This is a genomic window from Rhodococcus sp. Chr-9, from assembly GCF_000801125.1.
GTDB lineage: Bacteria > Actinomycetota > Actinomycetes > Mycobacteriales > Mycobacteriaceae > Rhodococcus > Rhodococcus pyridinivorans.
Genome location: NZ_JTIZ01000024.1, coordinates 41,800 through 64,013 on the forward strand (window position 1 = coordinate 41,800; position 22,214 = coordinate 64,013).

Annotated in this window: 23 protein-coding genes; 13 read left to right on the forward strand and 10 right to left on the reverse strand. The window is 65.4% G+C overall.

The window, feature by feature from the left end; genetic code table 11:
- Positions 1-125: 125 nt before the first annotated feature.
- The 3 genes from QR64_RS02985 to QR64_RS26415 all read right to left on the reverse strand — a co-directional run bounded on the left by QR64_RS02985 (position 126) and on the right by QR64_RS26415 (position 2,871).
- Positions 126-1,127 carry an IS481-like element ISRae1 family transposase gene (locus QR64_RS02985; protein WP_039584049.1) on the reverse strand — a complete coding sequence of 334 codons (1,002 nt, stop codon included), beginning with the start codon at positions 1,125-1,127 and terminating at the stop codon, positions 126-128.
- Between the two features lie 154 nt (positions 1,128-1,281).
- Positions 1,282-2,163 carry a hypothetical protein gene (locus QR64_RS02990; protein WP_152640898.1) on the reverse strand — a complete coding sequence of 294 codons (882 nt, stop codon included), beginning with the start codon at positions 2,161-2,163 and terminating at the stop codon, positions 1,282-1,284.
- A gap of 48 nt (positions 2,164-2,211) precedes the next feature.
- Positions 2,212-2,871 (reverse strand): hypothetical protein, encoded by a 660-nt coding sequence (locus tag QR64_RS26415; protein ID WP_152640899.1) that lies wholly within the window; start codon positions 2,869-2,871, stop codon positions 2,212-2,214.
- Positions 2,872-3,183: 312 nt separating this feature from the next.
- Here QR64_RS26415 and QR64_RS03000 point away from each other — a divergent pair, with 312 nt between their 5' ends.
- The gene (locus QR64_RS03000) at positions 3,184-3,765 is read left to right on the forward strand and encodes a recombinase family protein (RefSeq protein WP_039584018.1); all 582 of its coding nucleotides are present in this window, start codon (positions 3,184-3,186) and stop codon (positions 3,763-3,765) included.
- A 47-nt stretch (positions 3,766-3,812) separates the two neighbouring features.
- Here QR64_RS03000 and QR64_RS25120 read toward each other — a convergent pair whose 3' ends face one another.
- Entirely contained in the window at positions 3,813-4,616 is an 804-nt protein-coding gene (locus tag QR64_RS25120; RefSeq protein WP_200886461.1) for an HNH endonuclease, read from the reverse strand.
- Positions 4,617-4,791: 175 nt separating this feature from the next.
- Between QR64_RS25120 and QR64_RS03010 the strand changes: the two genes are divergently transcribed.
- The 4 genes from QR64_RS03010 to QR64_RS03025 all read left to right on the forward strand — a co-directional run bounded on the left by QR64_RS03010 (position 4,792) and on the right by QR64_RS03025 (position 7,810).
- The gene (locus tag QR64_RS03010; protein WP_039584019.1) at positions 4,792-5,589 is read left to right on the forward strand and encodes a GIY-YIG nuclease family protein; all 798 of its coding nucleotides are present in this window, start codon (positions 4,792-4,794) and stop codon (positions 5,587-5,589) included.
- A gap of 93 nt (positions 5,590-5,682) precedes the next feature.
- Positions 5,683-6,129, forward strand: a complete 447-nt coding sequence (locus QR64_RS03015; RefSeq protein ID WP_039584020.1) for a hypothetical protein — start codon at positions 5,683-5,685, stop codon at positions 6,127-6,129.
- A gap of 107 nt (positions 6,130-6,236) precedes the next feature.
- Positions 6,237-6,608, forward strand: a complete 372-nt coding sequence (locus QR64_RS03020) for a hypothetical protein (RefSeq protein ID WP_152640900.1) — start codon at positions 6,237-6,239, stop codon at positions 6,606-6,608.
- 254 nt (positions 6,609-6,862) lie between these two features.
- Positions 6,863-7,810 carry an HNH endonuclease signature motif containing protein gene (locus QR64_RS03025; RefSeq protein WP_084222270.1) on the forward strand — a complete coding sequence of 316 codons (948 nt, stop codon included), beginning with the start codon at positions 6,863-6,865 and terminating at the stop codon, positions 7,808-7,810.
- Positions 7,811-7,929: 119 nt separating this feature from the next.
- On the opposite strand, the gene QR64_RS03030 is transcribed toward QR64_RS03025, so the two are convergent.
- Positions 7,930-8,565, reverse strand: a complete 636-nt coding sequence (locus QR64_RS03030; RefSeq protein WP_039584022.1) for a hypothetical protein — start codon at positions 8,563-8,565, stop codon at positions 7,930-7,932.
- Positions 8,566-9,037: 472 nt separating this feature from the next.
- Here QR64_RS03030 and QR64_RS27255 point away from each other — a divergent pair, with 472 nt between their 5' ends.
- Positions 9,038-9,616 (forward strand): hypothetical protein, encoded by a 579-nt coding sequence (locus QR64_RS27255; RefSeq protein ID WP_200886463.1) that lies wholly within the window; start codon positions 9,038-9,040, stop codon positions 9,614-9,616.
- A gap of 75 nt (positions 9,617-9,691) precedes the next feature.
- Here the strand turns inward: QR64_RS27255 and QR64_RS03040 are convergent, their stop codons facing one another.
- The 3 genes from QR64_RS03040 to QR64_RS03050 form a co-directional block, all read right to left on the reverse strand.
- Positions 9,692-10,186 carry a hypothetical protein gene (locus QR64_RS03040; protein ID WP_039584023.1) on the reverse strand — a complete coding sequence of 165 codons (495 nt, stop codon included), beginning with the start codon at positions 10,184-10,186 and terminating at the stop codon, positions 9,692-9,694.
- Positions 10,187-10,220: 34 nt separating this feature from the next.
- On the reverse strand, positions 10,221-11,135 hold the full coding sequence (locus QR64_RS03045; protein ID WP_039584025.1) for a hypothetical protein: 915 nt from the start codon (positions 11,133-11,135) through the stop codon (positions 10,221-10,223).
- Between the two features lie 97 nt (positions 11,136-11,232).
- Positions 11,233-11,922, reverse strand: a complete 690-nt coding sequence (locus QR64_RS03050; RefSeq protein WP_019289644.1) for an MBL fold metallo-hydrolase — start codon at positions 11,920-11,922, stop codon at positions 11,233-11,235.
- A gap of 133 nt (positions 11,923-12,055) precedes the next feature.
- Here QR64_RS03050 and uvrA point away from each other — a divergent pair, with 133 nt between their 5' ends.
- Positions 12,056-15,049, forward strand: a complete 2,994-nt coding sequence (gene uvrA, locus QR64_RS03055) for an excinuclease ABC subunit UvrA (RefSeq protein WP_039584026.1) — start codon at positions 12,056-12,058, stop codon at positions 15,047-15,049.
- 96 nt (positions 15,050-15,145) lie between these two features.
- Here the strand turns inward: uvrA and QR64_RS03060 are convergent, their stop codons facing one another.
- A complete protein-coding gene (locus QR64_RS03060) occupies positions 15,146-15,511 on the reverse strand; it encodes a DUF1844 domain-containing protein (protein ID WP_016692782.1) in 366 nt (121 codons plus the stop codon).
- A 317-nt stretch (positions 15,512-15,828) separates the two neighbouring features.
- Here QR64_RS03060 and infC point away from each other — a divergent pair, with 317 nt between their 5' ends.
- The 6 genes from infC (at position 15,829) to pheT (ending at position 21,817) form a co-directional block, all read left to right on the forward strand.
- Positions 15,829-16,551 carry a translation initiation factor IF-3 gene (gene infC, locus QR64_RS03065; protein WP_033097706.1) on the forward strand — a complete coding sequence of 241 codons (723 nt, stop codon included), beginning with the start codon at positions 15,829-15,831 and terminating at the stop codon, positions 16,549-16,551.
- 71 nt (positions 16,552-16,622) lie between these two features.
- Positions 16,623-16,817 carry a 50S ribosomal protein L35 gene (gene rpmI, locus QR64_RS03070; RefSeq protein ID WP_006553978.1) on the forward strand — a complete coding sequence of 65 codons (195 nt, stop codon included), beginning with the start codon at positions 16,623-16,625 and terminating at the stop codon, positions 16,815-16,817.
- A 67-nt stretch (positions 16,818-16,884) separates the two neighbouring features.
- Positions 16,885-17,265 (forward strand): 50S ribosomal protein L20, encoded by a 381-nt coding sequence (gene rplT / locus QR64_RS03075; protein WP_006553977.1) that lies wholly within the window; start codon positions 16,885-16,887, stop codon positions 17,263-17,265.
- 38 nt (positions 17,266-17,303) lie between these two features.
- Positions 17,304-18,116, forward strand: coding sequence for a TrmH family RNA methyltransferase (locus QR64_RS03080; protein ID WP_039584028.1), 813 nt, complete (start codon positions 17,304-17,306; stop codon positions 18,114-18,116).
- Positions 18,117-18,200: 84 nt separating this feature from the next.
- Positions 18,201-19,271, forward strand: a complete 1,071-nt coding sequence (gene pheS / locus QR64_RS03085; RefSeq protein WP_024101130.1) for a phenylalanine--tRNA ligase subunit alpha — start codon at positions 18,201-18,203, stop codon at positions 19,269-19,271.
- 59 nt (positions 19,272-19,330) lie between these two features.
- The gene (gene pheT, locus QR64_RS03090) at positions 19,331-21,817 is read left to right on the forward strand and encodes a phenylalanine--tRNA ligase subunit beta (protein ID WP_039584030.1); all 2,487 of its coding nucleotides are present in this window, start codon (positions 19,331-19,333) and stop codon (positions 21,815-21,817) included.
- Here pheT and QR64_RS03095 read toward each other — a convergent pair.
- Complete coding sequence (locus tag QR64_RS03095; RefSeq protein WP_200886465.1) at positions 21,806-22,213, reverse strand: AsnC family protein; 408 nt, start codon at positions 22,211-22,213, stop codon at positions 21,806-21,808. The two genes, pheT and QR64_RS03095, sit on opposite strands and share 12 nt — an antisense overlap.
- Position 22,214 lies beyond the last annotated feature (1 nt).

A 22,214-nucleotide genomic window follows, 5' to 3' on the forward strand; every position in this document is an offset into this window, starting at 1 on the left:
CCTTCGCAGATATGGCGGGCGAGCGCTCGAGGGACGAGCCCGCCGNGGGTCGGCCGACAGGGACGGTGCCCCCGACTAGACGTCGTGCGAGCACGCTCGGGTGTCACAGATCCGGCCGTCGCAGGCTAGGTGTATGAGGCCATGACGTTGGTGACACCGGTCCGGAGTTTGCTCGCGGGCGGCCGATTACCGACGGCAGTATGCGGACGATGATAGTTGTAGTGCACATTCCACACCTGTAGCGACTGGGCGCGTTGCCGTTCGCTGACCCAGACGCGGGCGTAGAGGAACTCCTCGGCCAGAATCCGGTTGTAGCGCTCGACCTTCCCGTTGTGACGAGGGGTGTACGGGGTGATCCGTTGATGCCGGCCACCGTGGAGCACTTTCGCGAAGTCCTTCGCCCGGTAGCAGGACCCGTTGTCGGTGACCACCCGGTGGATGTGCACGATGCCGTGGGCGGCGAAGAACACCCTCGCCCGGTGCATGAACCCGATTGCCGTGGCGGCTTTCTCGTCGGCCAGGGCCTCGGTGTAGGCGAGGCGGGAGAACCCGTCGACCGCCGAGTGCAGGTAGACGTAGCCGGCGCGGGCACCGGCGGTCTTGGCGCGCTCGACTTTCTTGGCCTGATCCGAGCCCTTGCCGTGGACCCGCCAGCCACCGCCGTCGGGGATTCGGCCGACTTTTTTGATGTCGACGTGCACCATGTGGCCGGGCCAGCGGGCGATGATCCGGCGTGGCTGGCGGTTGTTCTCGCCGTTCGGATCGAGGAACCTGCGCCGGTTCAAGCCGAGGTGAGCGAGGTGCCGGCTGACGGTGCGTACCGAGATGCTGATGCCGTCGGCGGCGAGCTCGTGTGCGATACGAGCCGCGGACCACTTGTGCTTCCGTCGCAGGGTCTCGATCCGCGCCACGGTCTCGGCCGGGGTCGCGGTGGGCTGGTGGTGCGGGACGCTGGGGCGGTCGAGCAGGCCGAGTTCACCGTGTTCGCGGTAGCGGGCCATCCATTTGCTGGCGCAGGCCCGGGAGATCCCCATCTCGGCGGCGACATGGGACAGCGGACGAGTCTGGCACCGCTCGACGAGACGGCGGCGACCTTCGACGGACAGCGGGGCGTTACGGTGGAGCACGGACGGGTTCTTTCGTTCGGCGGATGAGTTGGTGGTACTTCCCATCCTGCCGTCGGAAGGCCCGTCCGCCTTCGTCAGCCCCTGGTGGTGTCTACAACGTCATGACCCGCAACAACTAGCACGTCATTCGATAAACCGTCGGCCTCGATGGCGATTAGGTCTCGAGTGGGGCGGGCGTGTCGCTTGCTCGCCTGATCAGATCGAGTAAGAGGTCTCGCCGTTCCACGAGGTCCGACTTTCTAAGACGCAACCGGTACCGACCCCACTGCGAGTCGTAGTCCATGCGGTCTACCCCGGCCTCATCGAGCATCGCGGTCAGTTCCTCGGTGCGGGGGATCCGAGGTTCGGCGAGTACGAAGTCCTTCCGGATGCGCAGGGTAATGAAGTTGTCGACCACTCCATTTCGGGTAAGTCCGATGTAAAACTTGTTGTACTTGAAGGCCATTCCGGGTGTTATTTCGTTGATCAGCTCGAGCAGCTCGTCGGCGATCGCGATGGTCTCCGGCGTCCCCTTTCCGACCCAGTATGACCGGTCCGTTGCCTGGCCCGGTTCGTCTTCCTCCTCGGTGCCGAGGCTCGTCAGATCCAGCACCGTCGTTGCGTGCAGGGTGAGGACTTCGCTGACCTGGAGCGCTTGCATCTGGATAGCGATGAGCGGGATCGTCTTGTTGAGCAGGCTGATGACGTTGAGGAACCGACTGGTGATGTCTTCGGCGACGATCACGGCAACATGTTCGTACTGGGGATAGCGGGATTTTTCGATGTCCCAGTATTCGATCGTGCGGATGATGTGTGCTTCATCGGTGGCACCGAGTTGGATCTCCACCTCGTACCGACGGTTCGAATCGGGATCGCTCAGCAGCAAGTCCAAGCGACCAGCACGAGGCTGACGTCGCTCGACGTCCTCGACTGCGAGATCGCCGAGGCCGAGTAGCGTGGGATCCTCCACGATCCGCTCTTGCAGCCATTTTTCGTTCAAATGCGGGTGCGCCTTGAGGCTTACCCGTGTCGCCTTGACGAGACGCACATCGCTCACTTTCGTCGCTCACTCTTCGGGTCGATGATCTTGCTCGCGCTCCCCGGATCAGAAGCCGCTGGATGCACCGGGGGCACCGGGAACCAGGGTCTCAGGGATACGCCACTCCCAGCTGATGTCCTTGCCGAGCATGTCAAGGTAGATGCTTTGGGTCCCGACGGGGACGTCGAACGCGTAGGTACCGCGATACGTCGACGCGGGGGCGAGTGGCTCGTCGAATGCATCGTCGTTGAGTTCCTCGCAGTTGAGCGCTGCGGTGCTGATCAAACTCTCGAGGACGGCTCCGTCGGGTCCGATGCCTCTCCAGTTTCCCGCCTTCAGGCTGCGGTCGGCCATCTGTTTGACACTGCGGTTGCCGGCACCGGTGACCGCCTCCATGTAGTTCGGCGCTGTCACGGCTTCGACATCGACGAAGAGGTACTGCCCGTTGGGAGTGAATTGCCAGAAGCCTGTGCACCCCGGGTTCATGCGCGGGTTGCTCAGAGTGAAGGTGAAGGCGGGTTCGCCGCTGACATTGTCGATCAGACCGGCCGCTTCACCAAAGTCCTTCTCGATGCGACCCTGGGCGTTGCGGGGCGGTCCGGACGTAATCGACGCTGATGACGCAGAATCCGAGTTGCTCGTCGTGGCGGAGTCTGTGGTAACACCGGTCGCGCAACCTGATAGAAGGACGACTGATACTGCCGCCCACGCAGTCCGTGTCTTCATGGCGTGAACCTCCCTTACGCTTCGCCGCTCAAACGACTGTCCGCGCTGTTGCCGTTGCCGGGATTGTCGCAGTCCTCAAGGCCCGGAACGTGGAACGACACATCCCATTCGCGCTCCCTCCCTGGAGGGGATGTCTACCCCGCGCCGCCGGGTTTGCCGTGCGCACGGTGTCTCATATCAGTTCTGAATGAGACAACGGGCTGACGTCTGGGTCGAAGGCCGTCTGCCCAGCTCGTGCTGTCTCAAAACTTCGTCTCAAATGTAGTTGTCTCAATATTGCCATCGGGACCAATTATGAGACACAATCGGAGCATGACCGTCGCCCCCGCTGGAACCCGTATCGGCTACATCAGAGTCTCGACCGTTGCTCAGACTCTGGAACAACAGCAGGCCGCACTTGAGGCGAACGGAGTAGAGAAGACGTTCTCCGACACGATGTCCGGTGCCCGCGACGATCGGCCGGGTCTCGCTCAGTTGCTCGAGTACGTTCGCGAAGGCGACACCGTCGTCGTCTGGAAGCTGGACAGGCTCGGCCGCAACACCCTCCACATTCTCGAAGTCGTACGCACGCTCACCGATCGCGGTGTCACCCTGGTTTCGATCACGGACGGCATAGACTCCTCGACCGCCGCCGGACGAATGGTCATTGGGGTGCTGGCGTCGATGGCGGAATTCGAGAGGGAACTCGTCAAGGAGCGCACGGCTCTCAAGCGCGAAGCCGCGCGACGGAACGGCACACGTTTCGGCAGACGTCGTAAGGTCGAGGACGATCGGATGATTGCCACGGCCCGGCGAATGAAGGCGGATGGACACACGGGTCGGGATGTCGCTAAGTACCTCGGCGTCAGCAGGGCCACGCTGTACCGCTTGCTCGCCGAGGAGCCTGCGAGGTAGGTGACGGAGAGTTCGCCTCCGTGCGTGGGCACTTCGGTGACGGCCGTTCAGCTGCGGCGCTTGATGCGCTTCCTGAGTTCCGGGACCGTGTAGGGATGGGGCTTGCGCCGGTGCGCCATGACATGGCAGTTCGCACACAGCGGCACCAGATCCGTAATCGGATCGACCTGATAGTTCTCGCCGATCTGGGAGATCGGCACGACGTGGTGCACCTGGATGTAGCCAGTTCCGATGCGCCCGTACTGGCCTTGGAAGTCCAGCCCGCAGGCCTTACAGGTGGTGCCATGGTGGGCGATGCAGGCTTCGCGCGCTTCGCGGCTGCGCTCGAAGCGGTTTACCTGCACCGTCCGTGACGCGCCTTCCGGGTAGGTGCCTGGCACCTCTTGGTCTTCGTCTTCGTCTTCGGCTGTGTGCTGAGCGTGCTGGGCCCACACTGCTCTGAGTGCAGGCAGTTGCGCGGAGTCGATGGATGTACCGGACCGGTAGATCTTCCTCCACGGAACGCCAGGAACAGCGTTCTCCAGAGCAAGCACGTCGAGGAGGTCGGATTCGGGAAGTAACCAGTCGAACAGGATCTCGACGAAGTTCGATCTCTTGTTCGGATCCTTCGGGTCTTGCTCGTTGAGACGTATGTCGGTCACCGTCGCATGCCCCAGGATCCCCCGGCTGCTGGCATCGATGCCGCCCTGCTTGAGGAACCACGCTTCCGTGCCTGGGCCGATCCCGGTCCGATGATTCGCGATGGACCAGTCAGATGGGCGTGGCCCCCGCTTCCGCACCGAGCGAGCAAATGACTCGTAGTTCCACCCGTTCCACTTCTGGGGGTTCCAGCACAGGAGGATTGCGGTCACCCGACGAAGCTTGTCACACAAGGGCGTTGCTCGCGGACACATCGGTCGAAGCGCAACCACGAATGGGAATGACCGTCCACCGATCTCATGCGACGATCGGCGGATGACAAAGCCGTCAGGACTTGACGCCAGTGACAGATGCTGGGGGGCCGGTCCTAGTTTTACAACGACCCGTGTGGAGCTCGGTCCGGTCCGGTCCGGTCCGGTCCGGCCATCGGCCGAGGTTCGTGCTGAGCTCGTCGCGTTCCTAGAGCGCGACCCGAAGCTGCTCGGCGTGGTCTACCGTCTGCTGCAGGCTGACCGGAGCGCTGACGAAATCGCTTCGAAACTCGAGGTCTCGACCTCGACCTTCGTCTGGATGCACGAGCGCCAGATTCGTAGCCTGCTCGACGGTGACCTGCCGACCGCTCCCACCGTGGCGTTGCAGGTGGCGCGAAAGTTTCGGAGCGTCCTGAAGGCGGGTGAGTGGTCGAACGAATGCACCGCCTACCTCCAGCACAACCTTGCTGAGCTAGAGCGCCGCGCGACCGACGAGTCTGCCCGGTCGGTCGAGGTCCAGCAAGCGAAGTCGCAGACCGAGGAAGCCGAGGCGCGCAACGAGGTCGGCATCTACGTCTACGCCTTGCCGCACTACCTTCTACATCCGTACGAGGCGGACAGCGGGCGCACCCTGATGAAGGTGGGCCGCAGTGACAGTGACGTCATCGTGCGCTTTCGGAATCAGACCCGTACCACCGCGTTACCGGAGGAGCCGATCCTGCTTCGCATCTACCGGACTGCGCCGGGAGCAGCGACCCAGGCGGAAGCGACTTTCCACCGGCTCCTCGAGGCAGCAGACCACCATCGGAGCGTGGCGCGGACGGCGGGACGCGAGTGGTTCGTCACTAACCCCCGGTTCGTTGACGAGGTTGCCCAGGCCCTGGGGTTCGACGCGGTGGTGGTGAACGAAGCCGGTGTGTCGGACGACGATTGACGCCGAGAGCTTCGGGCAAGAGGTAAACCAACTGCACGGCGGGGTGCGAGGGAATTCGCCGCCTGTCCCGATGCGATGCAATAGGGTCTCGGCATGAGTCGGAAGATGACAAGTGTGGGAGTCACTGCCGGTTTGGGGATCACCGGGATGAACGTGAGCCTCTCGGCGACGTTCGGAGCGAGTGATGGTCAGAGCGTCCGCGCACTTTTCGCGCTGCTTGAGTCCAAGCGTGTGTTCCAAGCCGCCCTGGATAAGGAGGATCCGTCTTCATCCGTCGCCTCGGTCTTGGAGGTCAAGAAGGATGCCACGGCCGTCTACGCTGCAGCCCGGAATCTGCAACTGCGGAAAGAGGCCAAGCGCATAGTTGACGCTTGCAACGCATTCCTCAGTGCGGCAGGTAAGGACGGAGAGGACTTCGTTGGTCAGCTCCCACGGTTCGACCAACACCTATCCCTCTTGAGGAGGGGGGTCGCGAATGCATGCAAGATACTCGGGTTCGATTTTGACGTTCCAGTACCTGGGTGGGTATCGCAGTACTGACATGCATGACGAGCTGGGTCACGTCATGGTGGTTCGGCTGCGCTCCGCCGAAGGAATGCCGTTCACTTCACAACTTTGCTCGTGGGTCAATGACACCGTCAGTCCCAGTGCTGGAGCACTTGGATCATGAATATGATCCTGGTGTGCTGAATGAAGGTTGGCGGGACCAGTATGGACGGATGTCGCGGTCCTACAAACGGATGCTTGACGTGGCCACACCGTCGGCTGCACCGCTGAACACGGGTGATGCGCGTGATCTGGCCTACCACTTCTTTCAAGACGCTTTTCACTTGAAGGACTGGTTATCGAACGATCCCGAGACCGCCAAGCTCAACGGTGAACTGCACCGTTTATTCAAGAGCAACCTTGCCCTTGGCGCTGCTGCCGATATCGCAAATGGTGTGAAGCACCTCCACCTCACCAGGTCGTCGTACATAACGGGCGTCAAAGCTGGGCACGCGGAGTTGGCCAGCGAATAAGTCCATGTCAAGGTTCATTTCGGCAGCGACCAACCGGGACTGGTGCACATGCAGTGGACCGTCACCGTGAACGGGACAACGTATGACGCGATCACCCTCGCCAAGCAAGCGGTGGATGAGTGGGACGACTGGTTGGCATCCCAGGCCCTGGATGTGTCGCTCGAATGACTAGACGGTATGGGCAGCCCCGGCGGAAGCTGTGTACCTGGCATGTACCAAAGTTGTTCCTGTCTTGAACGTGACAGGAGTGACAGTTGTCTATTGAGAAGGCTAACACAGCGTGGCTGGCGCAATCTAAGCAAGCGGACTATCGGCGCATTGTCGGCAGTGCCAAGTACGACGACAACGCAGCCTCCCACTACAGCTGGGATAGCTCGGTGGTGCACCACGATGAGGTGCAGCCCGGGGACATTATTGCCATCTGGGACGAGTTCCTGATCGGGGTCTCCGTAATTGAGCATATCGAGGTCGGCGACGGCGTCAAGACTACGACGGCGTGCCGCGCATGCAAGCGTGCGAACGTCGTGCGGCGCAAACGCAAGCTGCCCCCATATCGCTGCGACGACTGCCACGAAGAGTTCGACGAACCGGTGTACGGGGAGAAAGAGGTCAGGACCTACCGCAGCAGCCACGCTCAGGCATGGATCGACCTTGAGGGTCTCCTCGACGGAAAAGCCTTACGGTCGCTATGCGTGCACCCTAAAGAGCAGAACAGTTTCCGGCGGCTCCGCCTCGACGACTTCCGTACGGCGCTAGAGGGCGCAACGGACGGCAACCTCCTGCACATTCTCGACGAAACGTCGAAGCAGATGGTCGGTGGATCGGAGGGGCATGTTGTTCGACCTGTTCGGGTCCGAGTTGGGCAGTCAGGCTTCAGAGCCAAACTGCTTTCCGAGTACGGCGCGCTGTGCGCAGTAACTGGGTTTGCTCCGAGATCGGTTCTCGAAGCGTGCCACCTCTACAGTTACGCCAAAGTCGGCAAACATGAGGATCAGGGCGGTCTGCTACTGCGGCGAGACATTCATCGTCTGTTCGACCAGGGGCTTATTGCAGTGGACGAGTCGGGTGCCGTCGACGTGGCTGAGGAGATCCGAGCCTACCCAGCGTACGGCGACCTCCACGGTAAGGTGCTTCAGGTAGTTCTCACCTCGAAGCAGCGGAAGTGGGTCCGTAGCCACTGGCTCGAATGGCGCGGCCGGTAAGCGAGCGACCCTACAATCCGAAAATTGTCGTTGCGATCAACTCTCGTACGATGTCGACTCTCACTGTTGCGCTGGCGAAGGTGGTGCCTAGGTACCCACGGTGGGGACTGTCCCGGGCCTCACCTTGAGAGGAATGAGGGGCGGACTTCAGTGTTCGGGAGGTCCAACAGGTCCGAATAGGACATGGTTCTCATCTCGGCGACCTTCTCAGCGGCCACGCGCTCGAATTCCTTGACCACCCACTGGTGTGCTCCTTCGATGAGGAGACCGAGATTAGTGAGCATCGGACCATCGAGGTGCTGCGCCCTCATTCCGATATAGAGAATCTCCTGCACTTTCCGGTCGCCGTCATCGGGGCCGATCACCGCGCCGATCGAGTAGGCAGAGTAGGCGCGATCATCGTGAGCGATGTCTTTGTCCCGGAGTCTCTTAAAGTAGGCGAATACTTCCCTGGGCACCCCTTCGTCGTAGATGCATTCGGCTCTCAAAGCCCGACGTTTCGAGGCGCGGTCGAAGCATTTCCGGTAGGTCACGATCGCCGAACGCCAGAGAGCTTCACGGACGATGTCCGGATCATTGGGCGCGTCTCGCAGGCGGACTGCGGCGGCGTGGGCAAACTCGAGATCGCGACGGTGGTCCGCCAGATCGGCGAGCTGTTTGGCATGGGGACCTATGACTGCCGCGAGCTTCACGGCGTCGGGGTAGCCGTCGAGGTATAGTCGGCCCGCTTCGAATCTAACCTTGCCTTGTTCCACTGCGCTCCTTGGGGCATCAACGGTCGTGCGCGCGACGCGACTGTAGCCGAGTGGTTCTGCGCTGTCGTATCGCAGGGTGCTTCGATGCGGTAATGCTCGAGGGCGTTCCCCGACCGGATCCGGTGGTCGCAGCTGGTGCCTCGGCACCACGGGTGACAGCTGCGGTCGATCGCGCACCCGAGGCCTGTCACAAACGCCGGGGGTAGGGAGCCCACGTTACCTCCGGCCCTTTACGGGAACGTCCCAGGAATCGGCAGCGCCAAACCCAGCATGGACGACGAGGACAATCGATCCTGGGTCGAAGTTGGCTACGACACCGAGGATCCTGCGGTGATCGCGCGTTGCCGCTTGTGAGAAGAGTGCTGTCGCCGCCGAAGGACCCGTTAAGCGGGGCCATGCGCGTGCGATCCCGGTTGACATCGACGTCCAGATTCCGGGTCGCCGCGCAGCGCGTATCCGTAGGCTCCCCAGCATGCAGATCGTCCCCGAGCCAGCTTCCGTGGTGGTCAAGCTGATGGAGGCGCATGCTCGGTACCCGAGCCCCGAACGCGGCTCGTCCTACGACGAAGTTCTCGCGGAAGTTCAGGCTCGCGCGGCACAAACGGGGTCGATCGGTAAGGCGGACATCGGGGCGCTGATGCTTTGGAAACGGCTCAACCTGAGCACCATGTGGAGCCGCAAGCTGAACGAAATGCCGGACAGTAAGGTGCGAGCGATCACTCGCAGTGCCATCGAACTCGCCCGGGACTTGTCGGTCCCTACCCCCGAGGCTGCGGGATCGGCACGCAGCGTGCTCCTGACGCTTCCAGGGTGCCGACAGGGCGCAGCCGTCGCTTCGACGATATTGACCGCTGGGGCACCGGACCGGATGGCGGTGTACGACCGCCGGGCGGTCGACGCACTCGTTGTTCTGGGCTATCCGCACCCAAACGGGTACTACAGGCGATTCTTGGCTACGGTCTGCGACTTGGTCGAGTTGCTGAACCAGGAGGCGGGGGTCAACTGGTGCCCCCGAGATATGGACAAGGCGCTGTTCATTCTGGGGGAATGACCACATGTGGAGAACGAGAACTCCTGTCTCGGTGCGGAGGCTCGCCAAACCGATCGGAGCGAGCGAACGCCTCTGCTAGGACCCTGGTACGTACATCTCGCGCGCAGGGCGCGGCGGCTCACTCCCGGACTTCAGCGCTACCGCGAGAGCAAGGCCGAGGACGACCACTTCACATGCCACGAGCGCGAGGATCCCTGCCATCGCAGCCTTTGCCCCGAAGCCGTTCGAGAACAATCCGCATACTGTCGCGCCGAACGCAGAAAGCATCAATACCGCCATCGCTCCAAGGAGGGTGGCGTTGAGGCTCTTTCCGTGTTCGGCTCGGATTCGATCGATGGAAGGCCCGGAAGCGCCTGCCACGAAGAAGACTGCCGCCCCTAGGAATCCGCCTACGACACCCATGACCGTGGCGATTGCAAAGAACATGGGTGCAACTTGATCTTGCTGTTGAATGACCACGATCCGCGCTAGGCCGAAATAGCAGGCCACGCCGATTGCGGCTGCGGTGAGGCGAAGCGCCAGATAGGTGACGATTTTGCGGACGGTCGCCTGCTTCGGACCTGCTGTCATGCATCACCCCGGCATTCTTCGAACACGTGTTCTATTATAGGCCGATCGCGTCCTGCAATGCCTCTTGCATCGATACGAAAGCGTTCTGAATCTCGGCAAAGATCCTGACCTCCGGTAGCGATCTTGTCGCGCCATCTCCGCCCACCTCGATCTCGAAGCTTTTTGTGAGCTTGTGCTCGAGGAGGTTGATCACTTCTACGCGACCCCCCTCAAGAGGGCGAGCATTGACTACGGCGCGATCGAACGGCACGCCCCGGCTGTGAAGATCTGCCGCGTCTCGTGCCATATCCAGCATGCGGGCTCGGTTTTCCTGCGCTGGACGGCCACGACCAGCAGATACGTGAACCTCAACCCGGAGTCCGTCTTCGTAGTCAAAGTACCGGTCGAACATGCCGCCGAGCATTCCTCGACGGTCTCGGATAGTGGCTGGTTTTACTGCGAATGTCGCACTAGTAACTTCGCCCATCTCTTGGAGAGCGAGGTAACGCTCTTCGTCGACAATTGGCTGCGCGAACCACCTTGCGGCTTGACCGTACCCCGCTGGTCTGCAGTGCTGGTTCAACCACTGCGCCAGGGCTGCATGGGTCGGGGCAGAGTTCGTCGACCGGACTAGCCCTACGATGTTGTTGCTGAAGAACCGTACGAAGGTTTCCTCCACCGGCTCCCACTCATTACCGAGGGTTTGCATTTCGGCACGCTCGGGTCTGGTGGTGTTGCGTTGCCGGGGGGTTGTAGGGCGATCGACCGCAAGCGACAGGGTCATCTCGTGCTTCGTGCCGCTGACCAACCCCTCCAGTGCGGAACCGTTGTACTCGCACTCGTGTGTGCTCCCGAGTCCGAGGGCTCGAAGTGCATCCTGCCAGTTGAATCCGTCGACCCGAACGCGGTCCGGAGCGATCACCAGTTCGAAGAAGTGGACGACACAAACCTTCGTGCGAGATGTAGCCATTGATTGGTCTCCAGCCATAGAGTGACGCGCTCAAAGTGGCGGACCTCGAGCTCAGGCTCGAGGTCCGTGGATCGATCTGTATGCCGGTAGGAAGCGTCTACCAGCCCCGCTCGCGCCACTCGCCGAGATGCGGACGTTCGGCTCCGAGGGTCGAGTCCTTGCCGTGTCCGGGGTAGAAGATCGTCTCGTCGTCGAAGCGGTCGAAGATCTTGGACTCGACGTCGCCGAGGAGCGATCGGAAGGCGTCGTCGTTCGGGGTCTTGCCGACGCCGCCGGGGAACAGTGAATCGCCGGTGAAGATGTGCGTACGACCCGTGCCCCGTTCCGTGAGGACCAACGCAACCGACCCCGGAGTGTGTCCTGAGAGGTGGATCACCTCGAGATTCAGCTCACCGATCTGCACGGTGTCGCCCTCGGCCAGGATCCGGTCGGGCGTCACCGGCAGGGGATCGGCGTCGAGTTCGTGTGCGGCGGTAGGCACACCGGTCTCCGCGGCGACCCGCTCGAGACCCTGCCAGTGATCCCAGTGCTGATGGGTGGTGACGATGAGCTCGAGCTCCGGCGCGTTGTCGCGGAGGAATCGCACGAGACGGTCGGGTTCGTTTGCGGCGTCGATGAAGACGGATTTGCCGGTGGCGTCGTCGGTGACGAGATAGGTGTTGTTGTTCATCTCGCCGACGGCAAGTTTGACGATGCTCGCTCCGGGAATGCTTCGGCGTTGCGCGGGTCCGCCGGGAGTGACGTCGCCGGTGTAGGTGTCTTCGATGATCACGGGCTGCTGCGTCATGCAGCCAAACCTACCTTCGGGTGCGCGCGCGTGAGCCTGAGGCGCGCGGTTGTTCGTCACGGAAACGTGTCGGTACCCGCGCCTACCATGGCTGAGGGCCGAATTCCGGCCTTGTCTACAGGAAGGATGTGGCGTGGCAGACCGCCTGATCGTGCGTGGAGCCCGGGAACACAACCTGCGTGGTGTCGACCTGGACCTGCCGCGCGACAGTCTGATCGTGTTCACCGGGCTGTCGGGTTCGGGCAAGTCGAGCCTCGCGTTCGACACCATCTTCGCCGAGGGGCAGCGGCGCTACGTCGAGTCGTTGTCGGCCTACGCCCGCCAGTTCCTCGGTCAGATGGACAAGCCGGACGTCGACTTCATCGAGGGCCTGTCGCCTGCGGTGTCGATCGACCAGAAGTCCACCAACCGCAACCCGCGGTCCACCGTGGGCACCATCACCGAGGTCTACGACTACCTGCGTCTGCTGTACGCCCGGGCCGGCACTCCGCACTGCCCGGTCTGTGGCGAGCAGATCTCCCGGCAGACGCCGCAGCAGATCGTCGACCAGGTGCTGGAGATGGAGGCCGGGGCCCGTTTCCAGGTCCTCGCGCCCGTCGTGCGCACCCGCAAGGGCGAGTTCGTCGACCTCTTCGAGCAGCTGACCGTCCAGGGCTACTCCCGCGTGCGTGTCGACGGGGTCGTCCACCCGCTGTCCGATCCGCCGAAGCTGAAGAAACAGGAGAAGCACGACATCGAGGTCGTCGTCGACCGCCTCGCCGTCAAGCCCAGCGCGCAGCAGCGACTCACCGACTCCATCGAGACCGCGCTGCGGCTCGCCGAGGGTGTCGTCGTGCTCGACTTCGTCGATCGTGAGGAGGATGCCCCCGATCGCGAGCGTCGGTTCTCCGAGAACCTGGCGTGCCCGAACGCGCACCCGCTGTCGATCGACGAACTCGAGCCGCGGTCGTTCTCCTTCAACTCGCCCTACGGTGCGTGCCCCGAGTGTGCGGGTCTCGGTGTGCGCAAGGAGGTCGATCCCGATCTCGTCGTGCCCGACCCGGATCTGAGCCTGGCCGACGGCGCGATCGCGCCCTGGTCGATGGGCCAGGGCGCCGAATACTTCGGCCGACTGCTGTCCGGCCTGGCCGACGCCCTCGAATTCGACATCGACACCCCGTGGCGGAAACTGCCCCTCAAGGTGCGCAAGGCCGTGCTGGAGGGCAGCACCGAGCAGGTGCACGTGCGCTACAAGAACCGCTACGGCCGCGTCCGTTCGTACTACGCCGAGTTCGAGGGCGTCATGCCGTTCCTGCACCGCCGTCTCGAGCAGTCCGAGTCCGAGCAGGCGAAGGAACGTTACGAGGGCTACATGCGGGAGATCCCGTGCCCGGCCTGCGCCGGTGCCCGCCTTCGTCCCGAGATTCTGGCCGTGACGGTCAGCGCGGGCGACTTCGGTGCGATGTCCATTGCCGAGGTGAGCGACCTGTCGATCGCCGAGTGCGCACGCTTCCTCGACGGTCTCGTCCTCGGCGCCCGCGAGGCCGCCATCGCTGGGCAGGTCCTCAAGGAGATCCAGGCCCGGCTCGGCTTCCTGCTCGACGTCGGACTCGACTACCTCACCCTCTCGCGCGCCGCGGGCACCCTCTCCGGTGGTGAGGCACAGCGCATCCGTCTCGCCACGCAGATCGGATCCGGTCTCGTCGGCGTTCTGTACGTGCTCGACGAGCCGTCGATCGGTCTGCATCAGCGCGACAACCGTCGTCTCATCGACACCCTCACGCGACTGCGCGATCTGGGCAACACGCTCATCGTCGTCGAGCACGACGAGGACACCGTCCGTGCCTCCGACTGGGTCGTCGACATCGGACCGCGCGCGGGCGAGCACGGCGGGACGGTCGTCCACAGCGGCACTTACAAGGAGCTGCTCGACAACCCGGAATCGCTCACCGGCGCCTATCTGTCCGGACGCGAGGAGATCGAGATCCCCGCGCTCCGGCGGCCGATCGACAAGGGCCGGCAGGTCACGGTCGTCGGCGCCCGCGAGAACAATCTGCGCGAGATCGACGTGGCGTTCCCACTCGGCGTCCTCACCTGCGTCACCGGTGTCTCCGGCTCCGGGAAGTCGACACTCGTCAACGACATTCTCGCGACGGTGATGGCCAACAAGCTCAACGGCGCGCGGCAGGTTCCCGGACGGCACACCCGCATCAACGGACTCGACCAGCTCGACAAGCTCGTGCAGGTCGACCAGTCGCCGATCGGCCGCACCCCGCGCTCGAACCCCGCGACCTACACGGGTGTATTCGACAAGATCCGCAGCCTGTTCGCCTCCACCACCGAGGCGAAGGTGCGCGGCTACCAGCCGGGTCGGTTCTCGTTCAACGTCAAGGGCGGGCGGTGCGAGGCGTGCTCGGGCGACGGCACGTTGAAGATCGAGATGAACTTCCTGCCCGACGTGTACGTGCCGTGCGAGGTGTGCCACGGCGCCCGCTACAACCGCGAAACGCTCGAGGTGCATTACAAGGGCAAGACCATCGCCGAGGTGCTCGACATGTCGATCGAGGAGGCGGCGGAGTTCTTCCGGCCGGTCACCTCCATCCACCGCTACCTCAACACGCTGGCGGAGGTCGGTCTCGGTTACGTGCGCCTGGGCCAGCCGGCGACGACCCTGTCCGGCGGTGAGGCGCAGCGCGTCAAGCTCGCCGCCGAACTGCAGAAGCGTTCCAACGGGCGCACCGCGTACATCCTCGACGAGCCCACCACGGGCCTGCACTTCGAGGACATCCGCAAGCTGCTCGGGGTCATCAACGGTCTGGTCGACAAGGGCAACACCGTGATCGTCATCGAGCACAACCTCGATGTCATCAAGACCGCCGACTGGATCATCGACATGGGTCCCGAGGGCGGTTCCGGTGGCGGCACGGTGGTCGCGGAGGGTACTCCGGAAGAGGTGGTCACGGTGGAGGAGAGCTACACCGGACGCTTCCTTGCGGAGATCCTCGACGGGCGGATCACTGCACCTGCTTCCGCGCCGGTACGCAAGCGCGCGACGAAGGCGACCAAGGCGACCGCGACCAAGACTGCCGCTACGAAGTCGGCCACGAAGGCGAAGACCGCCAAGAAGAAGGTGGCGGCCGCGAGCTGACGAATCGAGCCGCCCGCCTCGGAAGAGGCGGGCGGCTCGATCTCGTGGCTCGTGAAGCAGCCGGGGAGCGTGAAGTCGGCGGGACTCCGGTTCGGCTCAGTAGACCGGGCCGGTGTACTTCTCGCCCGGGCCCTTGCCGGGCTCGTCGGGCACCGCCGACGCCTCGCGGAAGGCGCGCTGCAGTGCCTGCAGTCCTTCGCGCAGCGGGCCGGCGTGCGGACCGAGATATTCCACCGACGAGGTGATCAGGCCGGCGAGTGCGGTAATCACGCGGCGGGCCTCGTCGAGGTCACGTCGCGCGCTGCTGTCGGGATCCTCGTCGGCGAGACCGAGCTTCTCGGCAGCCGAACTCATGAGCATCACGGCTGCGCGGCTGATCACCTCGACGGCCGGGATGTCGGCGAGTTCGCGCACATCCTCCGCCGCAGCGTCCTGATCGGGGGTCTCGGGAGCATCCGTCATAGCGTCGAGCATAGGGTCGCGCCGCTCGGCGCCGACCGTGCGGGTGCGGCGCCGACGCGCCGATTCGTCGTCGACGTGGCTTTTTGTTAGACTTGATCCCACGACCGCCCGCGGTGATCCTCCGTGGGCAGCAAAGTGGAGTCCGACTCCCACCTCTGGCGGCACATCGATGCAGCTGAGAGGTCCGGTCCTCCGGGCGTAGAAGCCCGGATGTCCGCCCTGCATCGGGCGGTGCGGATCACGCAGCGTGAGCTGGGTGCCGTCGACCGGTCGGTATCGGACCCCGCGTGGAGCCTCGGCACCACAGCGGGGTCTTCTTGTCGAGGAGTAGGGCCACGTGCTGCGGTGCGGTCAAACCGACCACACCGCTCTACCTAGGAGGCCCCATCAGCGCTGAGACCCGCATCAACGAACGCATCCGAGTTCCCGAAGTCCGGCTCGTCGGACCCGGCGGTGAACAGGTCGGAATCGTGCGTGTTGAAGATGCCCTCCGCCTGGCAATCGAAGCCGACCTCGACCTTGTCGAGGTGGCGCCCGACGCCCGGCCGCCGGTCTGCAAAATCATGGACTACGGCAAGTTCAAGTACGAAGCCGCGCAGAAGGCGCGCGAATCGCGCAAGAACCAGCAGCAGACCGTGATCAAGGAGCAGAAGCTCCGTCCGAAGATCGACGACCACGACTACGAGACCAAGAAGCGCAACGTCGTGCGCTTCCTCGAGGCCGGTTCGAAGGTCAAGGTCACGATCATGTTCCGCGGCCGCGAGCAGTCGCGCCCCGAACTCGGATACCGGTTGCTGCAGCGCCTCGGCGCCGATGTCGCCGACCTCGGCTTCATCGAGACCAGTCCGAAGCAGGACGGCCGGAACATGACCATGGTGCTGGCCCCGCACAAGGGTGCGAAGACCCGCGCGAAGGCTCAGGAAGCCGCGCAGGCCGCACCGGCGCAGGCCGCACCGCGCCCGGCAGCCTCCGCTGCCCCGACCACGGAGTCCGCGCCATCCGCGCCGGCTCCCGGGACGGGCGACGCCCCGAGCAACTAGCCCGCTCAGGCAGCACATCCGGTGCTGTCCGTGAGCACCGATGTACGCACACGACAAGAACTGAGGACTCCATGCCCAAGTCGAAGACCCACAGCGGCACCGCGAAGCGATTCAAGGTGTCCGGTAGCGGAAAGGTCCTGCGTCAGAAGGCGGGTCGCCGCCACCTGCTCGAGCACAAGTCCTCGCGGGTGACGCGTCGCCTCGACGGCAAGGCCGTCGTCGCCGATGCCGACGCTCCGCGCGTCAAGCGCATGCTCGGGCTCTGAGCCTCTCCGACCGATCCATCCGGGGACACCTCGTTCGTCCCCCGAACTCTGACAGGACACATAACCAGTGGCACGCGTGAAGAGGGCCGTCAACGCCCAGAAGAAGCGTCGTTCGATTCTCGAGGCCTCGAAGGGCTACCGCGGACAGCGCTCGCGTCTGTACCGCAAGGCCAAGGAGCAGCAGCTTCACTCGCTGACCTACGCCTACCGCGACCGTCGCGCCCGCAAGGGTGATTTCCGCAAGCTGTGGATCAGCCGCATCAACGCTGCTGCCCGCGCCAACGACATCACCTACAACCGCTTCATCCAGGGCCTTAAGGCCGCCGGTGTCGAGGTGGACCGCAAGATCCTCGCCGAGCTCGCCGTCTCCGACGCCGAAGCCTTCGCCGGCCTCGTGGCCGTCGCCAAGGCTGCCCTTCCGGCCGACGTCAACGCTCCGGCTGCCTGAGTGCTGCCCTGAGCTACGACAACATCCAGGAACGACCCGTGGACACGCTCACCGAGCGCACACCACGGGTCGTTTCTGCTGTGAAACTGCTCCGGACCGCCGAGCGTCGCAAGACCGGGCGGTTCCTCGCCGAGGGTGAGAACTCCGTCACCGAGGCGCTCGCCGCTGCACGCGTGCACGAACTATTCGTCACCGAGGCGGCCGCCGGCCGGTACGCGACGGTCGTCGACGAAGCACGCCACAAGGGTGTGCGCGTGGGGATCGTCACCGAGCGGGCCGCCGCCCGGCTGTCCGACACCGTCACCCCGCCCGGCCTCGTCGCCGTGTGCGACACCCTCGACGTGCCGCTCGCCGAATCGGTGACCCCGCGGTCGCGGCTGCTCGCCGTGCCCGTCGCGGTCGCCGAACCCGGCAACGCCGGCACCCTCATCCGCGTCTCCGACGCCGTCGGCGCCGACGCCGTGGTCCTCGCCGGCGACAGCGTCGACCCGCACAACGGCAAGTGCGTGCGCTCCTCGGCCGGCAGCATCTTCCACCTGCCGGTCGCGCGCGAACGCGACACCGACCGGGTACTGGCCACGCTCGCCGAGGCCGGCGTGCAGATCCTCGCGACGGCCGCCGACGGGGAGATCGACCTCGACGACGCCGACGAGTTGCTCGCCGCGCCCACCGCGTGGCTGTTCGGCAACGAGGCCCACGGACTCGATCCGCAGGTCGCCGCCCGCGCCGACCACCGCGTCCGCATCCCCATCCGCGGACGCGCCGAATCGCTCAACCTCGCCACCGCCGCCTCGATCTGCCTGTATGCGAGCGCGCGGGTGCAACATCGGGCCGCTCGGCCCATCACATAGGATTTCCCGGGTGCGCCGCGGCCTCCGGCCCGGACCGCACCCACCGAGATCACCCGTTCGTCCGAAGAAGGAGATGCACCGGTCGTGGCCAAGAAAGAGGGCGGGACCCCGCCGGCAGTCGATCCGAGCGCCCTGACCGAGGACGCGCTCACCGCCGCCGAGAAGTCCGCGATCGACGCGTTCGCCGCTGCGACCGACCTCGACGAACTCGCCCAGGCGAAGATCGACCACCTCGGCGACAAGGCGCCCATCTCCCTCGCCAAGCGCGCCCTCGGCTCGCTGCCCGGCAACGAGCGCGCCGACGCCGGCAAGCGGGTCAACGCCCACCGCACCACCGTGCAGGCCGCCTTCGACGACCGCAAGGCCGTGCTGCAGGCCGAACGCGACGCCGCGGTCCTCGTCGCCGAAGCCGTCGACGTCACCCTTCCCGCGACCCGCCGCGCGCTCGGCGCCCGCCACCCGATCTCGATCATCTCCGACGAGGTCGCCGACGTCTTCGTCGCGATGGGCTGGGAGGTCGCCGAAGGCCCCGAGGTCGAGACCGAGCATTTCAACTTCGACGCCCTGAACTTTCTGCCCGACCATCCGGCGCGCACGATGCAGGACACCTTCCACATCGCCCCGGAGGGTTCGCGGCAGGTGCTGCGCACCCACACCTCGCCCGTGCAGGTCCGCACCATGCTGCACCGCGACATCCCGATCTACGTCGTGTGCCCCGGCCGCACCTTCCGCACCGACGAACTCGACGCCACCCACACCCCGGTCTTCTCGCAGGTCGAGGGTCTCGCCGTCGACAAGGGCCTGACCATGGCGCACCTGCGCGGCACCCTCGACGCGTTCGCGCGGGCGCTGTTCGGGCCGGAGACCCGCACCCGGATGCGCCCGAACTACTTCCCGTTCACCGAACCGTCCGCCGAGGTGGACGTGTGGTTCCCGAACAAGAAGGGCGGCGCCGGCTGGGTCGAGTGGGGCGGCTGCGGCATGGTCAACCCCAATGTGCTCCGGGCCTCGGGCATCGACCCCGACGTGTACACCGGGTTCGCGTTCGGAATGGGCCTCGAACGCACCCTGCAGTTCCGCAACGGCATCCCCGACATGCGCGACATCGTCGAGGGCGACGTGCGCTTCACCCTGCCGTTCGGCGTGCAGGGCTGACAGCCCGCTCCCGACACCGACTCCACCGACCGACGACCGAACGAAAGAGCTGAGCACAAGTGCGAGTAGCGCAGTCCTGGCTGACCGAGATCCTGCAGCGCGCCACCCCGGAGTGGAACGTCACCGCCGAGGAACTCGACGCGGGATTCGTCCGGGTCGGACTCGAGGTCGAGGACATCGAGACCCTCGGCCGCATCGACAACCTCGTCGTCGGACGGGTCGTGGAGATCACCGAGCTCACCGAATTCAAGAAGCCCATCCGTTTCTGCAAGGTTGACGTCGGTGAGGAGGAACCGCGCGGCATCGTGTGCGGTGCCCGCAACTTCGCCGAGGGCGACCTCATCATCGCCGCCCTGCCCGGCGCCGTGCTTCCCGGCGACTTCGCCATCGCATCGCGCAAGACCTACGGGCACATCTCCGACGGCATGATCTGCTCGCTGTCCGAGCTGGGCATCGGCAAGGACCACTCCGGCATCCTCGTGCTCGAGCCCGGCACGGCCGAACCCGGCACCGACGCCAACGATCTGCTCGGTCTCGACGACACCGTCGTCGAACTGAACATCACCCCCGACCGCGGATACTGCTTCTCCGTCCGCGGCCTCACCCGCGAACTCGCGTGCGGCTTCGACCTCGAATTCGCCGATCCCGCGGCCGTGCCGGCACTGCCGTCCGACGGCGGGGAGGCCTACCCGCTCCGGCTCGAGTCCGAGACGAAGGCCACCCGGTTTGCCGCACGCCGCGTCACCGGCATCGACCCGAAGGCCGTCACCCCGTGGTGGATGCAGCGCCGCCTGCACACCGCCGGTGTCCGCCCGATCTCCCCGGCCGTCGACGTGACCAACTACGTCATGCTCGAACTCGGCCAGCCGCTGCACGCCTTCGACGCCGCCAGCCTGCAGGGTGAGCTGGTCGTGCGACGCGCCCGGGCAGGGGAGAAGCTCACCACCCTCGACGGTGTCGAGCGCGATCTCGATCCGGAGGACGTCGTCATCACCGACGACTCCGGGGTGATCTCCCTCGCCGGCATCATGGGCGGCGCGACCACCGAGGTCGGCGACAGCACCACCGACGTGCTGCTCGAGGCCGCCGCCTGGGATCCTCTCGCCGTCTTCCGCGGCAACCGTCGGCACAAGGTCAGCAGCGAGGCCGGCAAGCGTTTCGAGCGCACCGTCGATCCGGCCCTGGCCCGCGCCGCGCTCGACCGGGCCGCGAGCCTGCTCGTCGAGATCGCCGGCGGCCGCGTGGAGTCGACCCTCACCGACATCGTCGTGCCCACCGAGAGTCCGACGATCCGCATGGACATCGACCTGCCCGACCGCATGGCCGGGGTGAGCTACCCGAACGGCACCGCTGCCCGCCGTCTCACGCAGATCGGATGCGCGGTCGAGGTCGGTGTCGGCGAGGACGGCCACGGCCAGCTCGTCGTCACCCCGCCGACCTGGCGCCCCGACCTGCGTCAGCCTGCCGACCTGGTCGAGGAGGTGCTGCGCCTCGAAGGCCTCGAGCAGATCCCGTCGGTGCTGCCCACCGCTCCCGCCGGCCGCGGTCTCACGGCCACGCAGAAGCGCCGCCGCGCCGTCTCCCGCGCGCTCGCCCACGACGGCTATGTCGAGGTCCTGGCTCCGGTGTTCCTGCCGGCCGGCGTGTTCGATACCTGGAAGCTCGACGCCGACGACCCGCGCCGGGTGACCACCAAGGTGCTCAACCCCCTCGAAGCCGATCGTCCGGAGCTGGCCACCACGCTGCTGCCGGGCCTGCTCGAGATCCTCGGCCGCAACGTCTCGCGCGGCCAGCGCGACCTGTCGCTCTACGCAATCGCGCAGGTCGTGCATCCCACTTCCGAGACCAAGCCGGTCGACGCGCTCCCGGTCGACCGTCGTCCCACCGACGACGAGATCGCCCTGCTCGAAGGGTCGCTGCCGAAGCAGCCGGTCCACGTCGGTGGTGTGCTCGCCGGTTTGCGCGAACCGGCCGGGCCGTGGGGCACGGGACGCGCCGCCGATGCCTTCGATGCCTTCGCCGCCGCGGAGACCGTGGCACGTGCCGCCGGGGTGCGCCTCGAGCGCCGCGCCGCGCAGTACCTGCCCTGGCATCCCGGCCGCTGCGCCGAACTGCTCGTCGACGGGGTCGTCGTCGGCCACGCCGGTGAACTGCATCCCGCGGTGATCGAACGGGCCGGGCTGCCCGCACGCACGTGCGCCTTCGAACTCGACCTCGACGCGTTACCGATCGTGGAATCGCTTCCGGCGCCGGTGGTCTCGCCGTTCCCGGCGGTCCTGCAGGACGTCGCGGTCGTGGTCGACGCGAATGTGCCGGCCGCCGACGTCGAGAGCGCCCTGCGCTCGGGTGGCGGCGAGCTGCTCGAGGACATCCGTCTGTTCGACGTCTATCAGGGCGCCCAGCTGGGGGAGAACCGCAAGTCCCTCGCGTTCGCGCTGCGCTTCCGCGCCCTCGATCGCACCCTCACCGAGGACGAGGCCAGCGCCGCCCGCGAGGCAGCGGTGGCCGCCGCGGCCACCGCGGTCGGTGCCGAACTACGCGCCTGAGCCGCCCGCGTCCCCGCCCGGCAGCCACACCTCGGGCGGGACCGTGGTGACCTTGCGGACCGCCCGGTCGAGGATGTGCCCGGCGATCTCCGCGAGGGTGCGCATCGGGGTGCGGCCGTCGACCGCGAGCGCCGACAGGATCGCGCGATCGGTGGCGGAGATCGCCGTGCGTCCGCGCCGCTCACCCACCCGCCGGGAGCCCGACATCAGTTCCCCTCGCTCTCCCGGACCGAGCGCGTTCAGCCGCCACGCCCCGCCCTCGGTGAACCACTCCGAGACCACGTGGGTGCGGATCGACGCAACGCCGGGCAGCTTCCCCAGGTCGGCGCCCGCCCACGGCACCTCGACGGTCACCGTGCCCGAGATCGCCGCGATGACGAACCGCGAGACTCTCACG